This window comes from Roseateles sp. GW821-FHT09B06 (genome assembly GCF_059418245.1).
Genome location: NZ_JBWKPM010000001.1, coordinates 83,719 through 103,985, shown reverse-complemented (window position 1 = coordinate 103,985; position 20,267 = coordinate 83,719). Strand labels below are relative to the sequence as shown.

Here is a 20,267-nt window from a genome sequence, read left to right as displayed (position 1 = left end):
CGGTGGGTTTGAAAGAGGACTTGGAATGGCTCCAAGCGTAGTCCCCGTCACCCGCCCTTGGAACTGTTATGTCTTATATAAGACTAAAAATTTTCCTCTTTTAAATCAAATACTTGGAGATTTAAAACCGTATCGTGAAATCAACTTCACCATAATGAGAAAATTTGCGGCGACGCAACAAGCCTCTCTTTCACGATTCGAAAGCATCTTTTCGGATTGTGAAATCAACGCGGCGTTCAGGCTGCCGGCACCGCCAGTTCCAGCGCACAGGGGCCCTCGCCCCGAGTTGCCAGCCGCTGGCGCAGGTCGCGCGCCGGCTCGGGCTCGCCGGCCGCGGGGGCCGGCGGCGGGCTCAGCAGCGTCAGCCGAAATCCGGGCAGCGCCAGCATGGCCGCCCACAGGCCCTCGGCGGCCCGCCATTCGGCGCGGACGGGCACCGGGCAGGCCGCGCCGCCCTCCCCGCCCAGCAGGGCGCGGTAGCGGGCCAGCGTGGTGTCGATGTCCCGCACCAGGACGCTCAGGCCCGCGACGCCGCTGCTGCCATTGGGATGGACATGCAGCGCCGGATCGTCCGGCACGCGCAGGCGGCGTGGCGTGATGTCGCCGCATAGGAAGGGCAGATCCGGCGTGGCATGGCGGGCGGTGCGCCATTGCAGGCGCTCGCCGTCCGGCCGCACCCGGCCGCCGTCCACCGGGCCGACCATGGTGCCGAGGCCACGCGCCTGGGCGCGCCGCAGCACCTCCATCGTGTCCTGCGGCAACAAGGCGAAATCCACCAGCCCCTCGCCGTCGGCCTGCAGCGTGCGCCACCAGCGCTCCTGCGGCGCCGGGGCCTGCCAGGCGATCAGCTCCAGATAGGAGCCGTCCGTAAAGCAGATCAGCGCGTTGTGCGACGTGCGGCCCGGGTGTTGCCCGCCGGGCAGCACCTGGAAGCCGCGGGCGCGGTAATCGGTCATCGCGGCGGCCAAGTCCGGCACGGCGATCACCACATGGTCCAGCGGCAGATGCTCCAGCGTCGTCGTCATGCCTAGTCGTCCAGCTTCAGCTTGGTCTCGCGCACGAACTTGGCCCAGCGCTCGTGCTCGGCCTTCCAGTAGCGGTCCAGGCCGGGGCCGTCGCTGGCCATCACCTCGAAGCCGGACTCGGTGAGCTTGGCATGCACGTCCGGCGCGTTCAGCGCGGCCTGGAAGTCGACGGTCAGCTTGCGCAGCATGGCCGAGGGCGTGGCTGCCGGCGCGAAGATGCCGATCCAGGAATAGGCCTCGAAACCGGGAAAGCCGGACTCGGCCACCGTGGGCACGTCCGGCAGTTCCGGCAGGCGCTTGGCGCCGGTGACGGCCAGCGGCTTGATCTTTCCGGCTGCGATCTGGCCACGCAGCGCGGCATAGCTCAGCAAGGTCAGGCTGGCCACGTCGCCCAGCACGGCCTGCACCGCCGGCCCGCCGCCGCCATAGGGCACGTGCAGCACCTCGACGCCGGCGCTGCGCTTGATGTCCTCCATCACCAGATGGTTCATCGAACCCAGGCCGGTCGAGGCATAGCTGAACTTGCCCGGCGCGGCCTTGGCGGCGGCGATGAACTCGCGCAGGTTCTTGGCCGGCACCGAGGCCGAGGCCCCGATCACCAGCGGGAAGCGCAGCGCCAGGGTCACCGGCGCGAAGTCCTTGAAGGTGTCGTAGGGCAGCTTGGGCTTGGCGATCGGGTTGATCGCATGGGTGTCGAAGCACACCAGCAACGTGTTGCCGTCCGGTACCGACTTGGCCACATAGCCGGTGGCGATCTGGCTGGCCGCGCCGGGGCGGTTTTCCACCATCACCGCGCGCCCGACCTTCTCGGCCAGCCGCGGCTGCAGGATGCGCGAGGCGATGTCGGTGCTGCCACCCGGCGGAAAGGTCACCACCAGCTTCAGCACGGCCTCGTCGGCCCGCAGCGGGCCGCTCCAGCCCAGCGCGCCACCGGCCGCAGCCAGCGCCAGGATCTGGCGACGATGTAGTTTTCTCTTCTCGATCATCTGCGCATCCTTCCTTTCATCACAAGCCCAACAAAAGAATTTCAGCCCATCCATTGACTGACCGGGACGGCGGTGTCCTGCAACTCCTGGGAGATCACATCCACAAGCGCCGGACCGTCATGGTGCAGCGCGGCCTTCAGCGCCGCCTCCAGCTCTGCGGGATCGCGCACCGTCCAGGCCTTGACGCCGAAGGCCTCGGCCACGCGGGCGTGATGGGTGCGGTTGAAGTCCACCGAGAAGTAGCGCTCGTTGTAGCCGGTCTTCTGGCTGGCCTTGATCCAGCCGTAGACCGAGTTGGAGAACACGATCATCTTCAGCGGCACGCCGCGGCGCACCACGGTTTCCAGCTCGCCGCAGGTGAAGCCGAAACTGCCGTCGCCCATCGCAGCCACCACCACCGAGTCCGGCGCCCCCACCGCCGCACCGAAGCCGGCCGACAGCGAGAAGCCTAAAGCGCCATGGGCCCGGTTGGTGATGAAGTGGCGGCCGGCCTGGGGTGCGTCGAAATAGGCGGAGAAATAGGGGCATGGGGTGCCGGGATCGGCCACCGCGATGGCGCGCTTGGGCAGCAGGCGGTTCAGGGTGGCGATCACCCGCTCCGGCTTGATCGGCTGCTCCAGCGAGGCGGCCAGCGGCGCCAGGAAGGCCAGCTTCTCCTCCCTAGCCTTCGCGGCCAGCGCGCGGCCGTCCACCGCATCGGCCGGGCGGCGCGCCGGGCCGGCCAGCAGGCGCTGCACCGCTGCGCCCAGCGCCTCGAGCGCCAGCCGGGCGTCGCCCACGAGGGCCACGTCGGTGCGGTAGTTGGTGCCGATGGTCATCGCATCGACGTCGATGTGCAGGATGGTCACGCCGCGGCCGGGCATCCGGCCATGTTCGGTGGTCGTGGAGCCGGCGCGGCAGCCGATGAACAGCACCAGGTCGGCCTGCGCCACCACCGCGCGGGTCGCGGGCACGCCGCCGTTGGTGCCCACCACGCCGGCGTTCAGCGGGTGGGTATCGGCCAGGCTGCCCTGCCCGCTCACCGTCGTGCAGACCGGGGCGTTGAGCGCGCCGGCCAGCGCCTCCAGCGCCGCACTCGCGCCGGAAATCACGACGCCGCCGCCGCAGATCAGCAGCGGCGCGCGGGCGGCCACCAAGCGCTCGGCAGCCTCGTCCACCGCGGCCGGGTCCGGTGCGCTGCGGCTGGCCGGGAATTCGCCATGGCCGGGCTGAGCCCAGATGGTTGACGGATCGACCGCATGCTTCTGCACGTCATAGGGCAGGCAGATATGGGCCGCGCCGGGGCGGCCGGTGGTCATCGCGCGGAAGGCGCTGCGCAGCGCGTGCGGGATCTGGTCGGCCCGGTCGATCGTGGTGTTCCACTTGGTCAGCGGGCGGTACAGCGCCTGCTGATCCAGCTCGGTCAGCGGGAACTTGCCGCGCGCGCCGACCGAGACGTCGGAGGTGATGCCCAGCACCGCGACCGACGATTCGTTGGCCTCCACCAGGCCCGGCAGCAGATAGGTGGCGCCACCGCCGCTAGGGCCCTCACAGACGCCGACCTTGCCGGTCACGCGGGCATAGGCGTCGGCCATATAGCCGGCGCTGCGCTCGTCGCGGGTCAGGATATGGTCGATGCCATGGTCCAGCCGCGCCAGCGCGTCGTAGAACGGCAGGCTGGTGTCGCCGCACAGGCCGAAGATGTGCTGCACGCCGTTCAGCTGCAGCATCCTTACCATGGCGTCCGCGCCGTTCATCGCCGTCTCGGTGGGTGTCGCCGCGTTCAGGGGGCTGGTGGACATCTTTCTTGTCTCCTTGACTGCACTAAGAATTCAATTAAGTATACTTAAATCGATGAGCAGCACCACCCGGACTTCCGCCAGCGCGGCCAAAACGCCCAAGACCCGCACGCCCAAGATTTCCAAGCTGCGGCGCGAGCGCGGCAGCGGCGTGTTCAACACGCTGCGGGAGATGGCGATCAGCTACCAGCTCAAGCCCGGCGAACGGATCAGCGAGATCGAGCTGGCCGCCCGCCTGGGGGTCAGCCGCACGCCGGTGCGCGAAGCGCTGACGCGGCTGGTCACCGAGGGCTTCCTGGTGCCTTGCACGCGCGGCTTCATGCGCCGCCCGCTGGACGTGCAGGAGGCGCTCGATCTCTATGAGGCCCGCATGGCGGTGGAGCGCGAATGCCTGCGGCTGGCGCTGCAGCGGGCCGAGGACGCGCAGATCGACGAGGCCCTGGCCTTTCTGGAGCACAGCCGTGGCGTGCCTCTAGATACGCCGGTGCGCGAGCTGGTGGAGCTGGACGAGGCCTTCCATCTGCGCATCGCCGCGATGGCCGGCAACGGCGAGCTGCAGCGCATGCTCGGCAGCCTCAATGAGCGCATCCGCTTCCTGCGCTGGATAGCCATGGAGAAGGTCGGGCGCGACTCCACCCAGCGCGAGCATGGCCAGATCCTCGACGCGCTGCGCCGCCGCGACGCGGCCAGCGCCGAGCGCCTGATGGACAAGCACATCGCGCTGCGCCGCGAACAGATCGTCGAGGCGATCACACAGGGGCTGGCGCGGATTTATCTCGACCCGGCGTGAGACCGACCGTCCGGTTCGGATTTCACGGGAGGCCATTTCCACAAAGCTGTGGACACGCCGCACAGCAGGGGCCAAACACCGCCTATTGTGGTCTCACGTTCGAGGCGCCGCGGCACCGCCCCTTGTGTCGCCAGGGAGTGAGACATGGACATCAATCGACGACTGCTGGCCATCATCGGCAAGCGCATTCCGGCCATTTACGACGTGATCCCGCGCGGACCGCAGCTGGCGGCCATAGGGCCGAACCCCTCGCTGGCGGCGCTCAATCCGCAGCCGCTGCCCCCCTTTCCGGCCGATGTGCTGGGCGCGGCCATGGCCGGGGAATTTGTCCGTCTGGCCTGGCTGGGGGAGCGCAGCGGCACGGACCGGCGCAAGATCCTGGCCGAGCTGGACGAGCTGTGCCCGCCACTGGGCAAACCCTTCAAGTTCCCGGGACATGGCATCCTCGGCGTGCCCCTGCCGCCACCGGAGGTGCCGCCCAGGCCGAATTGGATGACCGACTATCACCTCGGCTTTGCCGCCCGTCTGGCAACGGCGGCCCAGGAAATGGAAGGCACGCCACTGGCCGCCCTCCTCAACGAAGCCATCGACTATGCGGTGCGGGCGATCCCCGCGGTGGATCAGCGCTGAGCCGGATGGCCTATGGGGCGCCGACGCGCGGGCGGGTCTACAGTCGCTCCATGACCATTCTGCTGACGCCCCGCCTGCGCCTGGAACCCTTTGGCGATGCCCATCTGGATGGGCTCAACGAACTCAACCGCGACCCCGAGGTGATGCGCTACCTCACCGGCCGCCCGGAGACGCTGGAGGAGACCCGGGCCGTGATCGAGCGGGTCAAGGCGCGCTGGGCCGAGTGGGGCTATTCGTGGTGGAGCTTCATCGAACTGGGAAGCGGCGAACTGGTCGGCGCCGGCTGCGTGCAGCACCTGGGGCGCGAGCGGGCCAATCCGCTGGAGCTGGGCTGGCGGCTGCGCCGCGACCGCTGGGGCCGGGGCCTGGCCTCGGAAGCCGCGCGCTGCATGGCCGCGCATGCCTTCGAGGCGCTGCGGGCGCCCGAGCTGCTGGCCGTCTGCCATCCGGACAACGGCGCCTCCGCCCAGGTGATGCAGCGCCTGGGCATGCGCTACCGCGGCATCGAGCGCTGGTACGAGACGGACTGCAGCGTCTACGGCATCACGGCCGGGGAATGGGGCTACAGCCCGCCGACGAAATAGCGCTTCAGCCCCGCCAGCACCATCTCCACCGCGATCGCGGTCAGCACCAGGCCCATCAGCTTCTCGATCGCCGACACCACCGAATCGCCCAGCAGCTTGCGGATGCGGTCGGCCAGCAGCAGGGTCAGGCCCGAAACCGCCATGGCCGCGCTCAGGGCGCCAATCCATTCCCAGATGCGGTCCGGCTGGCGCGAGGCCAGCAGCAGCACGGTGGCCATGGCCGAAGGACCGGCCAGCAGCGGTACCGCCAGCGGGAAGATGAAGGGCTCGCGGCCGGGCTCCAGCCCGTAGGCCGATTCGCCGCTGCTGCCGAAGATCATGCGGATCGCGATGATCAGCAGGATCACGCCACCGGCCACCTCCAGCGAGCGCTCCGACAGGTGCATCACGCTGAGAAAGGCGTCGCCCAGGAACATGAAGGCGAACAGGGCCACGAAGGCGATGCCGATCTCGCGCGCCGCCACCAGCTTGCGACGTTCCTTGGGCACGGCGCGCATGATGGGAATGAAGATCGGCAGGCTGCCGAGCGGGTCCAGCACGAGCAGCAGCAGGATGAAGGCGGAGAGAAAGCTGTGGTCCATGGGCCGGATTGTCTCCGCCCTGGCCTTGCTTCACCCGCGCGGGTGGTGCTGGGCGTGGATGGCCTTCAGCCGCTCGCGCGCCACATGCGTGTAGATCTGCGTGGTCGAGAGGTCGGCATGTCCCAGCAGCAGCTGCACCGCGCGCAGGTCGGCGCCATGGTTCAGCAGATGGGTCGCGAAGGCATGGCGCAGGGTGTGGGGCGACAGCGGCACCGTGATGCCGGCCTGCTGGGCGTATTTCTTCACCAGGGTCCAGAACATCTGGCGGGTCATGCCGTCGCCGCGCACCGTCACGAACAGGGCGTCGCTGCGCTGGCCCTTCAGCAGCGGCGCGCGAGCCTCCTGCAGATAGCGCAGCAGCCAGCCATGCGCTTCCTCGCCAAAGGGCACCAGGCGCTCCTTGGCGCCCTTGCCGGTGATGCGCAGCACCGCCTCCCTGAGCGCCACATGCACGCTCTTCAGCGTCACCAGCTCGCTGACGCGCAGCCCGCTGGCATACATCAGCTCCAGCATCGCCCGGTCGCGCAGGCCCAGCGGCTCGTCCGCCGCCGGCGCATTCAGCAGGGCCTCGACCTGGGCCTGGCTGAGCGTCTTGGGCACGCGCAGCGGCTGCTTGGCCGCCGCCAGGCGCAGGGTCGGGTCTTGCCCGGCCGGGCCCAGGCGCCCCTCGCGCAGCGCCCAGCGGTAGTAGCGCTTGAACACCGAGAGCCGCCGGTTCGCCGTGGTGGCGCGGCTGCCGGCATGGCGGGCCGTGGCATAGGCCAGCAGCTGCAGCTCGTCCGCCCGGTCCAGGCTCAGCCCGGCCTCGCGCGCCAGCCAGTCGGCCAGCAGCTCCAGGTCGCGCCGGTAGGCCGCCAGCGTGTTGGCGGACAGGCCATCCTCCAGCCACAGCGCCTCGACGAAGCGGGCGATGGCTTGCTGGCTGAGCTGGCGGAGGGCGTCGGCGTCGGACATGAATGGGGCAGCGTCAATTGAAAAGGGGCGCCGCCGGCGCCCCTGTGCTCAGGCGGTGCGAAGCCGGCTCAATCGAGCTTGAGCTTCTGCTGCGCGACGACCTGCTTGTAGACCTCGTACTCGGCCCTGGTCTGGGCGGCGAACTGCTCGGGCGTGTTGGCCACGATCAGCGAACCGGTGTCCTCGATGCGCTTCTTCACATCGGGCAGCTCGACGGTCTTCTTCACCGCGGCCGAGATCTTGTCCACGACCTCCTTGGGCAGGTTCTTCGGACCGTGGATGCCGTAGTAGGCCATGCGGTTCACCGGTTCCAGGCCGACTTCCTTGAAGGTCGGCACATTCGGCAGCACGGCCAGGCGCTGCGGCGCGGCCACGACGATCGGGATCAGGCGGCCGTCCTTGATGAAGGGCAGCGCCGAGGGCAGATTGTCGAAGATCATCGGCACCTGGCCGGCCACCGTGTCGTTCAGCGCCGGGCCGGCGCCGCGATAGGGAATGTGCAGCACGAACACACCGGCCAGGCTCTTGTAGAGTTCCATCTGCAGATGACCGATGCCGCCGGTGCCCGAGCTGGCGAAGCTGTACTTGCCGGGGCTCTTCTTCAGTTCGGCGACGAAACCCTTGTAGTCGCGCGCCGGGAACGAGGGGTGCACCGCGATCACATTGGGCGTGGCCGCCACATTGATGATCGAGGTGAAGTCCGTCAGCGGGTTGTACGGGATCTTGGGGTTGATCGCGGGGTTCGACGCGGTGGTTGACACCGTCGCCATGCCCAGCGTGTAGCCGTCCGGCGTGGACTTGACGATCTCGTTGGCGCCCACCGAGCCGCCGCCGCCGGCCTTGTTGTCGACGATCATGGTCTGGCCCAGGGCCATATTGATCTTCTCGGCCAGCACGCGGGCCACGATATCGGTGGTGCCACCGGGCGCGAAGGGCACGATCAGGCGCACCGGCTTGGCCGGATAGTTCTGGGCCAGGGCCAGGGGGGCCACCAGGGAAGCGGCCACCAGGGCCCCGCAACGACGCATCCAAACTCGACGGCTCATGGCCTTCTCTCCTCTTGTAGAACTGGGGGTGGTCTTGATCACGCGCGATGCTAGCCACGCGAACATGGGGGCATGCTAGCGGAACTACGTAGGGCTCAGCCCGTCGGCAGGCCCAGCAGACCCGCCTTGAGCCGCTTGTCGGTCGGGCGCTCGCCCAGGAACACCTTCAGCAGCGCATCGTAGAGCTCGGCGCCGGCAATGGTCGCGCCCGCCTGCTTGCCGTTGATGACCAGGGCGGTGCCCTTGCCGGGCAGATAGTCGATGTCGATCAGGTCCTGCTTGCGCACCTGGCCCACGCCGCGCAGCAGCGCCACGAAGGCCGGCAGTTCCTCGGTCAGGGCCGCGCGCTCGGCCTCGGTGCAGTTGCGCTGCACGCCCTTGTTGACCGCCTTGACGAACTCTTCCATGCTGGCATCGAGCAGGATGCGCATCTGGATGCGCTTGGGGCCTGGCGTGGCGAAGACCTCGGCAGGCACGCTGGCCTTCCGGACCAGGTACAGGCCGGCCAGATAGCCGCGGATCGTGGCCACGGCCCGCATGCCCAGGCCGTTCAGCACCAGGGTGCTGCCGCCCAGTTGCAGGCTGTCCGCGAATTCATAGCCCTCGTAGGGGCGTGCCAGCGCCGGGCCGGCAACCCCCAGGGACAGCAGCATGGCGGCGGCCAGCAGGCGGCGGCGCCCGGGCTTGATCAGGGGTTCGCTGTTCGCACTCATCATTCGGTCGAGCTCATCGATGGGAACAGCGAGACTAACGCACCAGCGCGGCCGCGCGCCGACAAGGGGGTATCCGTCCGCCGGGCCGGCGACCATGCCGATGGCACACTGCCGGCCATGCCCGATGTCCTGCTCCTGCTGCCCGATGCGCTGCTGATACTGTGCGGTTTCCTGGTCTGCCGCTACACCGCGCTGGGCCGGCCGGTGTGGGAGGCCACCGAGAAGCTGGTCTATTACCTGTTGTTCCCGGTGCTGCTGTTCAATTCCATCCTGCGCACGCCGCTGCAGCCGGCCGAGACCCTGAGCCTGGCCGGTGGCGGCATGGCCGTGGTGCTGGCCGGCGTGGCCCTGGCCTACGCGCTGAGATATGCCCCCGGTGTCGATGCACGCACCCATGCCTCGGGCGCCCAGGTGGCCTTTCGTTTCAACTCTTACGTGGCGCTGGCCCTGGCCGAGCGCCTGCAGGGGGCCCAGGGCGTGGCCTGGGTGGCCCTGCTGGTGGCGCTGTGCGTGCCGATCTGCAATGTCGGCGCGGTGTTTCCGCTGGCCCGCCATGGCGGCCATGGCCTGTGGCGCGAGCTCGGGCGCAATCCGCTGATCCTCAGCACCGTGGCCGGGCTGATCGCCAATCTGCTGGGCCTCAGGCTGCCCGAGGCCGCCGCGCTGACCCTGCACCGCATTGGCCTGGCCGCCCTGCCGCTGGGGCTGATGGCGGTGGGTGCCGGGCTGCGCTTCGGCGCGCTGCGCGACGCACCCTGGCTGGCCGCCGCGCTGATCCTGATCCGCCATGCCGCCCTGCCCCTGCTGTCGCTGGGCCTGGGCCGGGCGCTCGGTCTGCCGGCCGGTCAGCAACTGGTGCTGACCATGTTCGCGTCCCTGCCCACCGCCTCCAGCTGCTATGTGCTGGCCGCGCGCATGGGCGGCCACGCGGCCTTCGTGGCCGGGCTGGTGACCCTATCCACGCTGGTGGGCATGCTCGGCCTGCCGCTCTGGCTCGGCCTCGCCACGCTGCGCTAGCGCCCATTCGATGTGCTCGGCCAGCAGCGCATCGGCCGCCGGCAGCGCCTCGCGCAGGGCCCGGGCGATCTGCGCATCGCCGGTGAGACGCCAGGCATTGCCCAGTGCCACCGCCAGATTGCGGCGCCAGCGCCGGATGCCGATGCGGCGGATCGCCGAGCCCTCGGTATGGCGCAGGAAGTCGGCCTCGCTCCAGGCCCACAAGCGCAGCAGCTCGGGCGAGCGCAGCGCTTCGCGCGCATCGAAGTCCGGCAGGCTGCTCTTGCCGGCGAACTTGTTCCAGGGGCAGATCAGCTGGCAGTCGTCGCAGCCGTAGATGCGGTTGCCCAGGGCCGCGCGCAGTTCCACCGGAATGGCGCCGTCATGCTCGATCGTCAGGTAGGAGATGCAGCGCCGCGCGTCCACCCGGTAGGGCGCGACGATGGCACGCGTCGGGCAGATGTCGATGCAGGCCTGGCATTGGCCGCAATGCGCCGTCACGGCCTGCGACAGCGGCAGCGGCAGATCCAGGTAGATCTCGCCGAGGAAGAACATCGAGCCATGCTCGCGGTGCAGGGTCAGCGTGTGCTTGCCGCGCCAGCCGATGCCGGAGCGCGCCGCCAGCTCCACCTCCAGCACCGGCGCCGAATCGGTGAACACGCGGTAGCCGAAGGCGCCGATCGCGCCCTCGATGCGGCTGGCCAGTTGTTGCAGCCGGGCGCGCAGCACCTTGTGATAGTCGCGGCCGCGGGCATAGATCGAGACCTGGGCGCGCCGCGGATCGCGCAGGCCCTGCCATTCGACCGCCTGCCAATCGCTCTCACCGCTGCCGCCACCGCCAGGCTCGGCGCGCGGCCGGTAGTCCATGCGCGCGGTCAGCACCCGCAAGGTGCCCGGCACCAGCTCGGCCGGCCGGGCGCGCTTGAGCCCATGCGCCGCCATATAGTGCATCTGGCCATGGAAACCGGCCTCCAGCCAGGCCAGCAGCCCCGGCTCGGCGCTCGCGAGATCGATATCGGCCACGCCGATCTGTGAGAATCCGAGCTCGAGCGCCCAGGCGCGCAGCTGCGCCATCAGCGCCGACGCGTCGATCTCAGGTTTTTTCAGCTGCGGAGCCCCGTCCATTTGAGCATTCTAGAAAGCCGCCAGCTCGTCTGGCCCGATGAAGCCTCGACCGAGGCCTTTGCCGCCCTGCTGGCGCGCGCCCCCGGTCTGATGGATGCCAGTATCGAACTGCACGGCAGCCTCGGCGCCGGCAAGACCAGCCTGGTGCGCCACCTGCTGCGCGCGCTGGGCGTGACCGGCCGCATCAAGAGCCCCAGCTACGCGGTGCTGGAGAGCTATGAACTGCGCGATTGGGGCGGTGACGGCGAGGTCAGCCATTTCGATTTCTACCGCTTCAACGACCCGCGCGAGTGGGAGGATGCGGGCTTCCGCGAGATCTTCACCCGCCCCGGCCTGAAGCTCAGCGAATGGCCCGAGAAGGCCGGCGCGATGCTGCCCACCCCCGATCTGCGCATCCGCATCGAGACCCAGGCCGACGACAGCCGGCGGGTGGCGCTGGAGGCATGCACGGCGCGGGGCCGGACCCTGCTGCAGGGGCTGCCGCTGTGAGCCGCCGCCATGCCCTGCGACGCATGGGCACCCTCGCCCTGGTACTGCAGGCGCCGATGCTGGTGCGCGCGGCCAGCGTCGCGAATATCGTGGCCGTGCGCGTCTGGCCCGCCCCCGACTACACGCGGGTCACGCTGGAGTCGGACAAGCCGCTGGCGGCCCGGCATTTCCTGGTCGAAGGCCCCGACCGCCTGGTGATCGACATCGACGGCCTGGAGCTCAGCCCCGGCTTGCGCGAGTTGCTCGGCAAGATCAAGCCCGACGACCCCTATATCGCCGCGGTGCGCGTGGGGCAGAACCAGCCACGCGTGGTGCGCATCGTGCTGGACCTGAAGCAGCCGGTGGCGCCGCAGATCTTCGCGCTGGAGCCGGTGGCGGCCTACCACGACCGCCTGGTGTTCGACCTCTATCCGCAGCAGGAGCGCGACCCGCTGCTGGCCCTGATCCGCGAAAAGGAGCAGGCCGAGGCCCAGGCCGCCCAGGCGGTGCAGGACGCGCTGGGCGAGCTGATCGGCCGCATCGACCGCCCCGCCCTGCCCGGCGGCCCGCTGCCGGCCCAGCCCCCGGCGCCCAAGCCGGCGGCCAGCGCGCCACCGCTGAGCACGCCGCCGGCGCCGGCCCCGCAGATCACCCAGAAGCAGCTGGACCGTCTGATCGTGATCGCGCTGGACCCCGGCCATGGCGGCGAGGATCCGGGGGCCGTCGGCCCCAGCGGGCTGAAGGAAAAGGACGTGGTGCTGGCCGTCGCGCTGAAGCTGCGCGAGCGGCTCAACGGCAACCCCAATATCCGCGTGATGATGACGCGCGACGCCGATTTCTTCGTGCCCCTGCACGAGCGCGTGCGCAAGGCGCGGCGCGTGCAGGCCGATCTGTTCGTGTCCATCCATGCCGACGCCTTCTTCACGCCGCAGGCGCGCGGCGCCTCGGTGTTCGCGCTCAGCCAGAACGGCGCCAGCAGCTCCGCCGCGCGCTGGATGGCCGACAAGGAGAACCGCGCCGACCTGGTGGGCGGCGTCAATGTCGCGGTGAAGGATGCCAATGTGCTGCGCGCCATGCTCGACATGAGCACCAGCGCGCAGATCAAGGACAGCCTGAAGCTCGGCTCCGAGGTGCTCGGCCAGATCGGCCGGGTCGGTCGGCTGCACAAGAAGCAGGTCGAACAGGCCGGCTTCGCGGTGCTGAAGGCGCCGGACGTGCCGTCGATCCTGGTCGAGACCGCCTTCATCTCGAATCCGGAAGAGGAAGCCAAGCTGCGCGACCCGGACTATCAGGAGAAGCTGGTCGAGGCCCTGGCCAGCGGCATCGCACGCTATTTCGCCAAGAACCCGCCATTGGCCAGGCACAGGCCGGTTTCCTGAAAACGGGCGGCGAACTCGGCCGCCGGCACCGGCCGGCCGAACAGCCAGCCCTGGGCCACCTCGCAGCCGGCCTCGGCCAGCCAGCGGCGCTGCGCCTCGTTCTCGACACCCTCGCCCACCAGGCCCACGCACATGCCGCGCGCCAGGGCGATGATGGCGGTGGCGATCGCACTGTCGCCGGCGTCCACGCCGACCTGGGCGACGAAGCTGCGGTCGATCTTCAGCCGTGCCACCGGGAAGCGCTTCAGATAGCGCAGATTGGAATAGCCGGTGCCGAAGTCGTCGATGGCCAGGCGCACCCCCAAAGCGGCCAGTTCGCGCAGGGCCGTGCCGGCGGCGCCGCCCTCGTCGGTGAACAGGCTCTCGGTCAGCTCGAATTCCAGGCGCTGGGCCGCGAAGCCGGTCTCGGCCAGGATGGCCCTGACCTTGTCGACCAGGCCGGCATCCTGCAACTGGCGTGGTGACAGATTGACCGACAGCGGCAGCGGCCCACCATCGCCGGCCTGCCAGTCCAGCGCCTGGCGACAGGCCGTGCGCAGCACCCACTCGCCGATCGGCTGGATCAGGCCCGTCTCCTCGGCCAGCGGGATGAAGTCCAGCGGCGCCACCAGGCCGCGCTGCGGATCCTGCCAGCGCAGCAGCGCCTCGGCGCCCACCACGCGGCCGCAGTCCATGCCGACCAGGGGCTGGAAATGCAGGACGAACTCCTCGCGCTCCAGCGCCCGGCGCAGGCGGGTCTCGACCTCCATGCGCTGGCTGATCGCGCTCTCGATGGCGCCGGTGAAGGCACGCGCCTCGTTGCGGCCCTCCCGCTTGGCCACATACATCGCGGCATCGGCCTTGCGCAGCAGGGTTTCGGCGTCCTCGCCATCCTCGGGAACGCGGCTGACGCCGATGCTGCAGGTGGCATGCAGCGTGCGCCCGCGCAGCGGGATCGGCTCGCCGACGCTGGCCTTGATACGCTCCAGCACCGAGCTCTCGGCCTGCGGGCCCTGCTCGACCAGCATCACGAACTCGTCGCCGCCGAGGCGGGCGACCAGATCGCCCTCGCGCACGCAGGCCTTCAGGCGCTGGCCCAGCACGACCAGCATCTCGTCGCCGACATCGTGGCCCAGGCTGTCGTTGATGACCTTGAAATGGTCCAGGTCGACGAACAGCACCGACAGGCGGCGGCCGCGCTCGCGCGCCAGCCGCGCCTCCAGATGCTGACGGAAATGCAGGCGGTTGGGCAGGCCGGTCAGCGAATCGAAATTAGCCAGCTGCTCCAGCTGCCGTTCATGGCCCACGGCGGCCGTCACATCGCTGATCACGGCCACGCCATGGGTGGGCTGGCCATCGGCGTCGCGCAGCATATTGACGACCACATCGCACCAGAGCAGACGGCCGTCCGGCGCGCTGTGGCTCAGGCGCCGCACCCGTCCGCCCGGGCCGCGCAGCGCGCGCGGGATGCGAACGCCGCCGCCGGCATCGCGGAACAGGAGGCCATAGGGCTGGCCGATCAGCTGCGGGGCGCGCCAGCCGCTGATGCGCTCGAAGGCCGGATTGACATATTGGATCGGGCCGCCGGGGCGGCGGCTGTCGACGATGCAGATGCCGTTGTCCACCGAGTCCAGGGCCAGGCTGCGCAGGCGCAGCGACTGCTCGGCGGTGTGGCGCTCGCTGAGATCGCGCAGATGGGCCGTGAAGGCGGGCTGGCCGGCGATCGGCGTGCTGGTGATGGCCAGCTCGACCGGGAACTCCTCGCCGCCGGCGCGCATCGCGGTGATCTCGATGCGCCGGCCCATCACCGTCGAGGCCTCGCCGTCCAGCGCGTTCACCAGACCGCGCTCATGGGCGCTGCGTAGCCTGGGCGGCACGATGCATTGCGACAGCCGCTGCCCGAGCACCGCCTCGCGCGGGTAGCCGAAGGTCGCCTCGGCGGCCGGGTTGAATTCGATGATGCGGCCCTGGCCGTCCATCGTGATGATGCAGTCCAGCGAGGACTCGACGATGGCCCGCTTGTGCGCCTCGCTGGCCCGGGCGCCGGCGGCCATGTCCTCGGCCAGCTGCGCGGCGCGCGCCAGCGTGGCGGCGTCGATCGCGCGCAGGCGCTCCAGGGAATGCACATCGCGCATCGAGACGGCCAGGATCGCGAACAGGATCAGGCAACTGCCCACGCCCACCATCGCCGCCAGCCAGATCGGATCCAAGCCCAGCGGCGGCAGGATGCAGACGCTGCCCGGCGCGAAGGAGGTCGCGGCCATGCCGGTGTAGTGCATGGCGACGATGGCCGCCCCCATCACCAGGGCGGCGGCCAGGCGCGGCAGCAGGGCCGTGGCGGTCGAGCGGTGGCGCGAATCGAGGGCGATCGTCAGCGCGGCGAAGGCGGCGGCGATGGCGATCACGACGGACAGGGCGAGCAGCGCCGGTTCGTAGCTGAAATCAGGCTCCAGCCGGATCGCCGCCATGCCGGTGTAATGCATCGCGCTGATGCCCAGGCCCATGGCCACGGCACCATAGGCGCGCAGCCGCAGATCGACCTGCGGGCGGCGGATGATCAGGAGGGCCAGGGCCGACGCTGCCACCGCCGGGACGATGGAGATCAGCGTGATCGTCAGGTCGTAGGACAGGCGGATCGGCAGATGCAGGGCAATCATGCCGATGAAATGCATGGCCCAGATGCCCAGACCCATGGCCAGGGCGCCGACAGCGATCCAGGCGCCGGCGCGGCCACCGTCCGCACGGCTGACCCGCGCCGACAGATCCAAGGTGATGAAGGCCGCCAGCGAGGCGACCAGATAGGACAGCAGGACCAGCCAGGGGTTGTAGCTCGCGCTCATGGCGCGCCCTTCCGGCGCCGCATGGCGATGCGCCGCAGCCCCCGCCGGGGCCGCCGGGTCCTGCTCGCAAGCTGGGGAACGGATCGCACCATCCTCGCCTCCCTTGTCGGCGCAGCATGCCTGCCGCGCCCGATTTTGCGCGAGTCTAGGTGGGCGAGCTGGGGTGACGAATCAGGGTAACTGCTCGCCCGGCGGGGTTCAAGCCCTATGCATTGCACGCCAACGCGGGCGATCCGGGCGATCCGGACGCGTCAGGAGCCGCCCGTGACCTTCCCGGAGGCCGGCTTGCCGCGCGCCCGCAGGCCGCCGTAGATCGCGATCAGCCCCGGGATGATGATCATCGCCCAGATGATCTTGCTGAGATGGGTCTGCACGAAGGCGATGTTGCCGAACAGATAGCCCGCCAAGGTCAGGCCCAGCACCCAGATCAGCGCACCCGCCACGTTGTAGAGCGTGAACTTGCCGCGGCTCATCGCGGCGACGCCGGCCACGAAGGGCGCAAAGGTGCGGATAAAGGGCATGAAGCGGGCGATGATGATGGTCACGCCGCCATGCCGCTCGTAGAACTCATGCGCCGCGTCGAAGGCGCGGCGGTTGAAGAAGCGCGACTGTTCCCAGCGGAACACCTTGGGGCCGAGGTAGCGCCCGATCGTGTAGTTGGTCTGGTCGCCCAGGACGGCCGCAATCAGCAGGATGGCGATCGCCAGCGGGAGGCTCATCAAGCCGGCGCCGCACAGGGTGCCGACCACGAACAGCAGCGAGTCGCCCGGCAGGAAGGGCATCACCACCAGGCCGGTCTCGACGAACACGATCAGGAACAGCAGGGCATAGACCCAGGCGCCATAGGCCTGCACGAACTCGGCCAGATGGCGGTCCACATGCAGGATGAAGTCGATCAAGAAGGCTGCGAATTCCATGGGCGCGGATGATAAGGGCAGCCCGGCGCCGGCTTCATGGCGGACTTCTTACAATCGGCCCATGGATTTGTCTTCTCCGCCGGCCTCGCCCGTCGCCCCGACCGGCGCCGCGCCGCGCCGCGCCATCCGCGAGCTTCCCGATGAACTGATCAGCCAGATCGCCGCCGGCGAGGTGGTCGAGCGCCCCGCCTCCGTAGTGCGCGAGCTGGTGGACAACGCGCTGGACGCCGGCGCCACGCAGATCAACGTCAAGCTGATGGCCGGCGGCGTGCGCGCCATCGTGGTCGAGGACGACGGCCTCGGCATCCCCGCCGAGGAGCTGCCGCTGGCGCTGAAGCGCCATGCCACCAGCAAGATCCGCACGCTGGACGAGCTGGAATCGGTGGCCACCATGGGCTTCCGCGGCGAGGCCCTGGCCGCGATCTCCTCGGTGGCCGAGATGGCCGTCGCCAGCCGCTGCGAGGGCGCCCAGCATGCCTACCGGCTCGACGCCCGCAGCGGCGAGTTGCAGCCCGCGGCGCGCGCCCGCGGCACCAGCGTCGAGGTGCGCGAGCTGTTCTTCAACACCCCGGCGCGCCGCAAGTTCCTGAAGACCGACGCCACCGAGCTGGCCCATTGCCTGGAGGCCGTGCGCCGCCATGCGCTGGCCCGGCCCGACGTCGGTTTCACGGTCTGGCACGAGGGCAAGCTGGTCGAGCAGCTGCGCATCGCCAAGGCCGAGCAGCGTCTGGCCGATGTGCTGGGCGCCGACTTCATCGGCGACAGCCGCCCGGTGTTCGCCGAGGCCGGCCCCCTGCGCATCTATGGCCGAGCCGGCCTGCCGGAAGCGGCGCGCAGCCGCGCCGACATGCAGTACGTCTATGTCAACGGCCGCTATGTGCGCGACAAGCTGATCGCGCATGGCGTGCGCTCGGCCTACGAGGACGTGCTGCACGGCCACCGTCAGCCCTGCTACGTGCTCTTCATCGAGATCGCGCCGGACCGGGTGGATGTCAACGTACACCCCACCAAGATCGAGGTGCGCTTCCGCGACGGCCGCGAGCTGCATCAGCAGGCGCGCTATGCGGTGCAGGACGCGCTGGCGGTGTCGCGCAGCACCGAGGCCGCGGCCCCGTCATCCGAGCCCGCCGCCCTGCCCGCGGCGCGTCCGGCACCGGGCAGCCCGCCGGCCTGGTTCAATGCACCGGCCGCCCGGGAGCCCGCGGCGCCGGCCTACACCGGCGGCCCGAGCTGGCGCAGCCCCATTCCCAATATCGCCCAGACCTCGCTGGGCCTGGCCGAGGTCGCCACGCTCTACGGCAGCCCCGCACCGGCGCCGCTTCCCGCCGCGCCGCGCCAGGAGCTGCCCGCGCATGACTGGCCGCTGGGTCGCGCCGTCGCGCAGATCCAGGGCGTCTATGTGCTGGCCGAGAACGCCCAGGGGCTGATCATCGTGGACATGCATGCCGCCCATGAGCGCGTGGTCTACGAGCGCCTGAAGGCCAGCCTGGGCGCGGCCGCCATCGAGTCGCAGCCGCTGCTGATCCCGGTCACCTTCGCCGCCACGCCGCAGGAGATCGCCACCGCCGAGGCCCAGGCCGAAACCCTGACCCGCCTGGGGCTGGACATCGCGCCGCTGTCGGCCAAGGTGCTGGCGCTGCGCGCCCGGCCCGCGGCCCTGGCCGGCGGCGACATGGTCGAGCTGGCGCGCAGCGTGCTGGCCGAACTGGCCCAGTTCGACGCCAGCCAGGCCATCGAGCGCGCCCAGCACGAGATCCTGGCCACCATGGCCTGCCATGGCGCGGTACGCGCCAACCGCCAGCTGACCTTGGACGAGATGAACGCCCTGCTGCGCGACATGGAGCGCACCGAGCGCGCCGACCAATGCAACCACGGCCGCCCCACCTGGCGCCAGCTGACGATGCGCGAACTCGACGCGCTGTTCCTGCGCGGCCGCTGAGGATGATATGAACCACCCCCTACGCGCATCGCGCGCCCCCTCGAGGGGGCGAGCCCGCAGGCCCGGCATAGCCGGATCCTCGGGCTCCGCTGGGTCCGGACCGCGGCCGGCCTGCGCCGCGGCTGCTCTGCCAGCATGGAGTACCGAAGAATGGCAACCCTGAAATTGAAACCCAAGCCCGCCGTGGCCAAGAGCAGCAGCAGCAGCACCGGCGGCGGCGAACGCCGCACCCCGCTGCGCGGCAAGGGCGTGTCGCGCCCGCGCCAGACCCTGGAGCAGGCCCAGACCGAACGCGCCGAGCGCCAGGCCGCCTTCGAGCAGCGCCGCGCCGAGGAAGGCCGGCAGCCGCCGCAGCCGCAGTCTCAGCGCCGCGACGAGGGCCGCCCCACGGGCAGCAGGCCCGCCCGGCCCGCCGGCAAGTCCGGCGGCGGCGGCTTCAAGCGCGCCGAGGAGGGGCGCTTCGAGGAACGCCGCCCGCAGCGCCGCAGCGACGGCGCCCCGGCGCGCCAGGAACGCGAGGAGCAGCGCGGCCAGCGCGGCGCGCGCGGCGAGTTCGCCGGCGAGCCGACGCGCCAGCACCCCCGCCAAGAGCCGCGTCAGGAGCCGCGCCGCGACCAGCGCCGCGCCAGCGGGCCGCAGACCGGCCATCCCCGCCCCGACGCGCGCCCGACGCCCAAGCCGCGCCCGATGCAGCGCCCACGCGACGAAGACGACGATGACGAGGATTTCCGCGACCCGAGCAGCGAGGGCGAGCGCCTGTCCAAGCGCATGGCCGCGCTGGGCATGGCCTCGCGCCGCGAGGCCGACGAGTGGATAGCCGCCGGCTGGGTGCGGGTGGACGGCAAGCTGGCCCAGCTGGGCCAGCGCGTCGGCCCCGATGCGAAGATCGAGATCGACCCGGCCGCCCACAAGGAGCAGGCCAAGCAGGTCACGATCCTGCTGCACAAGCCGATCGGCTATGTCTCCGGCCAGGCCGAGGACGGCTACGAGCCCGCCGCGGTGCTGGTGAAGAGCGCCAACCACTGGAAGGACGACGCCTCGGGCATCAAGTACCACATCGGTCACAGCCGCGGCCTGGCACCGGCCGGCCGGCTGGACATCGACTCCACCGGCCTCCTGGTGCTGACCCAGGACGGCCGCGTCGCCAAGCAGCTGATCGGCGACGACTCCAGGGTCGAGAAGGAATACCTGGTGCGGGTCGAGTACCAGGGCCAGGGTGCGCCGATGGCGCAGTTCCCGGCGCAAGACCTGGCCCTGCTGAACCATGGCCTGGAGCTGGATGGCGTGCAGCTCAAGCCCGCCAAGGTCAGCTGGATCAATGACGACCAGCTGCGCTTCGTGCTGCGCGAGGGCCGCAAGCGCCAGATCCGCCGCATGTGCGAGCTGGTCGGCCTGAAGGTCGTGGGCCTGAAGCGCGTGCGCATCGGCCGCATCAACCTGGGCCATCTGCCGCCGGGCCAATGGCGCTTCCTGGCCCCCTGGGAGCGCTTCGACTGATGGCCCACCCCCTACGCGCTGCGCGCGCCCCCTCAAGGGG

The 20,267-nt window shown here is 70.1% G+C and carries 18 protein-coding genes; 8 read left to right on the top strand and 10 right to left on the bottom strand.

Annotated features, from left to right (window positions below; all coding sequences use genetic code 11):
- Nucleotides 1-236 precede the first annotated feature (236 nt).
- The 3 genes from AC07OQ_RS00495 to AC07OQ_RS00485 are packed head-to-tail and all read right to left on the bottom strand — an operon-like array spanning nucleotide 237 to nucleotide 3,792.
- Nucleotides 237-1,025, bottom strand: a complete 789-nt coding sequence (locus tag AC07OQ_RS00495; protein ID WP_495051117.1) for a VOC family protein — start codon at nucleotides 1,023-1,025, stop codon at nucleotides 237-239.
- Nucleotides 1,026-1,027: 2 nt separating this feature from the next.
- Nucleotides 1,028-2,011, bottom strand: coding sequence for a tripartite tricarboxylate transporter substrate binding protein (locus AC07OQ_RS00490; protein ID WP_495051116.1), 984 nt, complete (start codon nucleotides 2,009-2,011; stop codon nucleotides 1,028-1,030).
- 41 nt (nucleotides 2,012-2,052) lie between these two features.
- Entirely contained in the window at nucleotides 2,053-3,792 is a 1,740-nt protein-coding gene (locus AC07OQ_RS00485) for a thiamine pyrophosphate-binding protein (RefSeq protein ID WP_495051115.1), read from the bottom strand.
- Between the two features lie 52 nt (nucleotides 3,793-3,844).
- Between AC07OQ_RS00485 and AC07OQ_RS00480 the strand changes: the two genes are divergently transcribed.
- From AC07OQ_RS00480 to AC07OQ_RS00470, 3 genes are all read left to right on the top strand, one after another.
- Nucleotides 3,845-4,579, top strand: coding sequence for a GntR family transcriptional regulator (locus tag AC07OQ_RS00480; protein WP_495051114.1), 735 nt, complete (start codon nucleotides 3,845-3,847; stop codon nucleotides 4,577-4,579).
- Between the two features lie 144 nt (nucleotides 4,580-4,723).
- Nucleotides 4,724-5,209 (top strand): hypothetical protein, encoded by a 486-nt coding sequence (locus AC07OQ_RS00475; protein WP_495051113.1) that lies wholly within the window; start codon nucleotides 4,724-4,726, stop codon nucleotides 5,207-5,209.
- A 50-nt stretch (nucleotides 5,210-5,259) separates the two neighbouring features.
- Nucleotides 5,260-5,793, top strand: a complete 534-nt coding sequence (locus tag AC07OQ_RS00470) for a GNAT family N-acetyltransferase (RefSeq protein ID WP_495051112.1) — start codon at nucleotides 5,260-5,262, stop codon at nucleotides 5,791-5,793.
- Here AC07OQ_RS00470 and AC07OQ_RS00465 read toward each other — a convergent pair.
- The 4 genes from AC07OQ_RS00465 to AC07OQ_RS00450 form a co-directional block, all read right to left on the bottom strand.
- A complete protein-coding gene (locus AC07OQ_RS00465; protein WP_495051111.1) occupies nucleotides 5,772-6,374 on the bottom strand; it encodes a MarC family protein in 603 nt (200 codons plus the stop codon). The two genes, AC07OQ_RS00470 and AC07OQ_RS00465, sit on opposite strands and share 22 nt — an antisense overlap.
- A gap of 30 nt (nucleotides 6,375-6,404) precedes the next feature.
- Nucleotides 6,405-7,328, bottom strand: a complete 924-nt coding sequence (gene xerD, locus AC07OQ_RS00460) for a site-specific tyrosine recombinase XerD (RefSeq protein ID WP_495051110.1) — start codon at nucleotides 7,326-7,328, stop codon at nucleotides 6,405-6,407.
- A 68-nt stretch (nucleotides 7,329-7,396) separates the two neighbouring features.
- Entirely contained in the window at nucleotides 7,397-8,374 is a 978-nt protein-coding gene (locus tag AC07OQ_RS00455) for a tripartite tricarboxylate transporter substrate binding protein BugE (RefSeq protein ID WP_495051109.1), read from the bottom strand.
- A 95-nt stretch (nucleotides 8,375-8,469) separates the two neighbouring features.
- A complete protein-coding gene (locus tag AC07OQ_RS00450; protein ID WP_495051108.1) occupies nucleotides 8,470-9,090 on the bottom strand; it encodes a chalcone isomerase family protein in 621 nt (206 codons plus the stop codon).
- 114 nt (nucleotides 9,091-9,204) lie between these two features.
- Here AC07OQ_RS00450 and AC07OQ_RS00445 point away from each other — a divergent pair, with 114 nt between their 5' ends.
- On the top strand, nucleotides 9,205-10,104 hold the full coding sequence (locus AC07OQ_RS00445) for an AEC family transporter (RefSeq protein ID WP_495051107.1): 900 nt from the start codon (nucleotides 9,205-9,207) through the stop codon (nucleotides 10,102-10,104).
- Here the strand turns inward: AC07OQ_RS00445 and queG are convergent.
- The gene (queG, locus tag AC07OQ_RS00440) at nucleotides 10,042-11,208 is read right to left on the bottom strand and encodes a tRNA epoxyqueuosine(34) reductase QueG (protein WP_495051106.1); all 1,167 of its coding nucleotides are present in this window, start codon (nucleotides 11,206-11,208) and stop codon (nucleotides 10,042-10,044) included. The two genes, AC07OQ_RS00445 and queG, sit on opposite strands and share 63 nt — an antisense overlap.
- Between queG and tsaE the strand changes: the two genes are divergently transcribed.
- Both tsaE and AC07OQ_RS00430 read left to right on the top strand, forming a co-directional pair.
- On the top strand, nucleotides 11,209-11,697 hold the full coding sequence (gene tsaE / locus AC07OQ_RS00435; RefSeq protein WP_495051105.1) for a tRNA (adenosine(37)-N6)-threonylcarbamoyltransferase complex ATPase subunit type 1 TsaE: 489 nt from the start codon (nucleotides 11,209-11,211) through the stop codon (nucleotides 11,695-11,697).
- A 23-nt stretch (nucleotides 11,698-11,720) separates the two neighbouring features.
- Complete coding sequence (locus AC07OQ_RS00430; protein ID WP_495051104.1) at nucleotides 11,721-13,055, top strand: N-acetylmuramoyl-L-alanine amidase; 1,335 nt, start codon at nucleotides 11,721-11,723, stop codon at nucleotides 13,053-13,055.
- Here AC07OQ_RS00430 and AC07OQ_RS00425 read toward each other — a convergent pair.
- Together AC07OQ_RS00425 and AC07OQ_RS00420 are read right to left on the bottom strand one after the other, a co-directional pair.
- Nucleotides 13,007-15,874, bottom strand: a complete 2,868-nt coding sequence (locus tag AC07OQ_RS00425; RefSeq protein ID WP_495051103.1) for a bifunctional diguanylate cyclase/phosphodiesterase — start codon at nucleotides 15,872-15,874, stop codon at nucleotides 13,007-13,009. The genes AC07OQ_RS00430 and AC07OQ_RS00425 overlap by 49 nt on opposite strands.
- 251 nt (nucleotides 15,875-16,125) lie before the next feature.
- Nucleotides 16,126-16,791 (bottom strand): DedA family protein, encoded by a 666-nt coding sequence (locus AC07OQ_RS00420; RefSeq protein ID WP_495051102.1) that lies wholly within the window; start codon nucleotides 16,789-16,791, stop codon nucleotides 16,126-16,128.
- Between the two features lie 61 nt (nucleotides 16,792-16,852).
- On the opposite strand from AC07OQ_RS00420, the gene mutL reads away from it, so the two are divergent.
- Nucleotides 16,853-18,730, top strand: coding sequence for a DNA mismatch repair endonuclease MutL (gene mutL / locus AC07OQ_RS00415; RefSeq protein WP_495051101.1), 1,878 nt, complete (start codon nucleotides 16,853-16,855; stop codon nucleotides 18,728-18,730).
- 150 nt (nucleotides 18,731-18,880) lie between these two features.
- Entirely contained in the window at nucleotides 18,881-20,227 is a 1,347-nt protein-coding gene (locus tag AC07OQ_RS00410; RefSeq protein WP_495051100.1) for a pseudouridine synthase, read from the top strand.
- The last annotated feature ends 40 nt before the right edge of the window (nucleotides 20,228-20,267 follow it).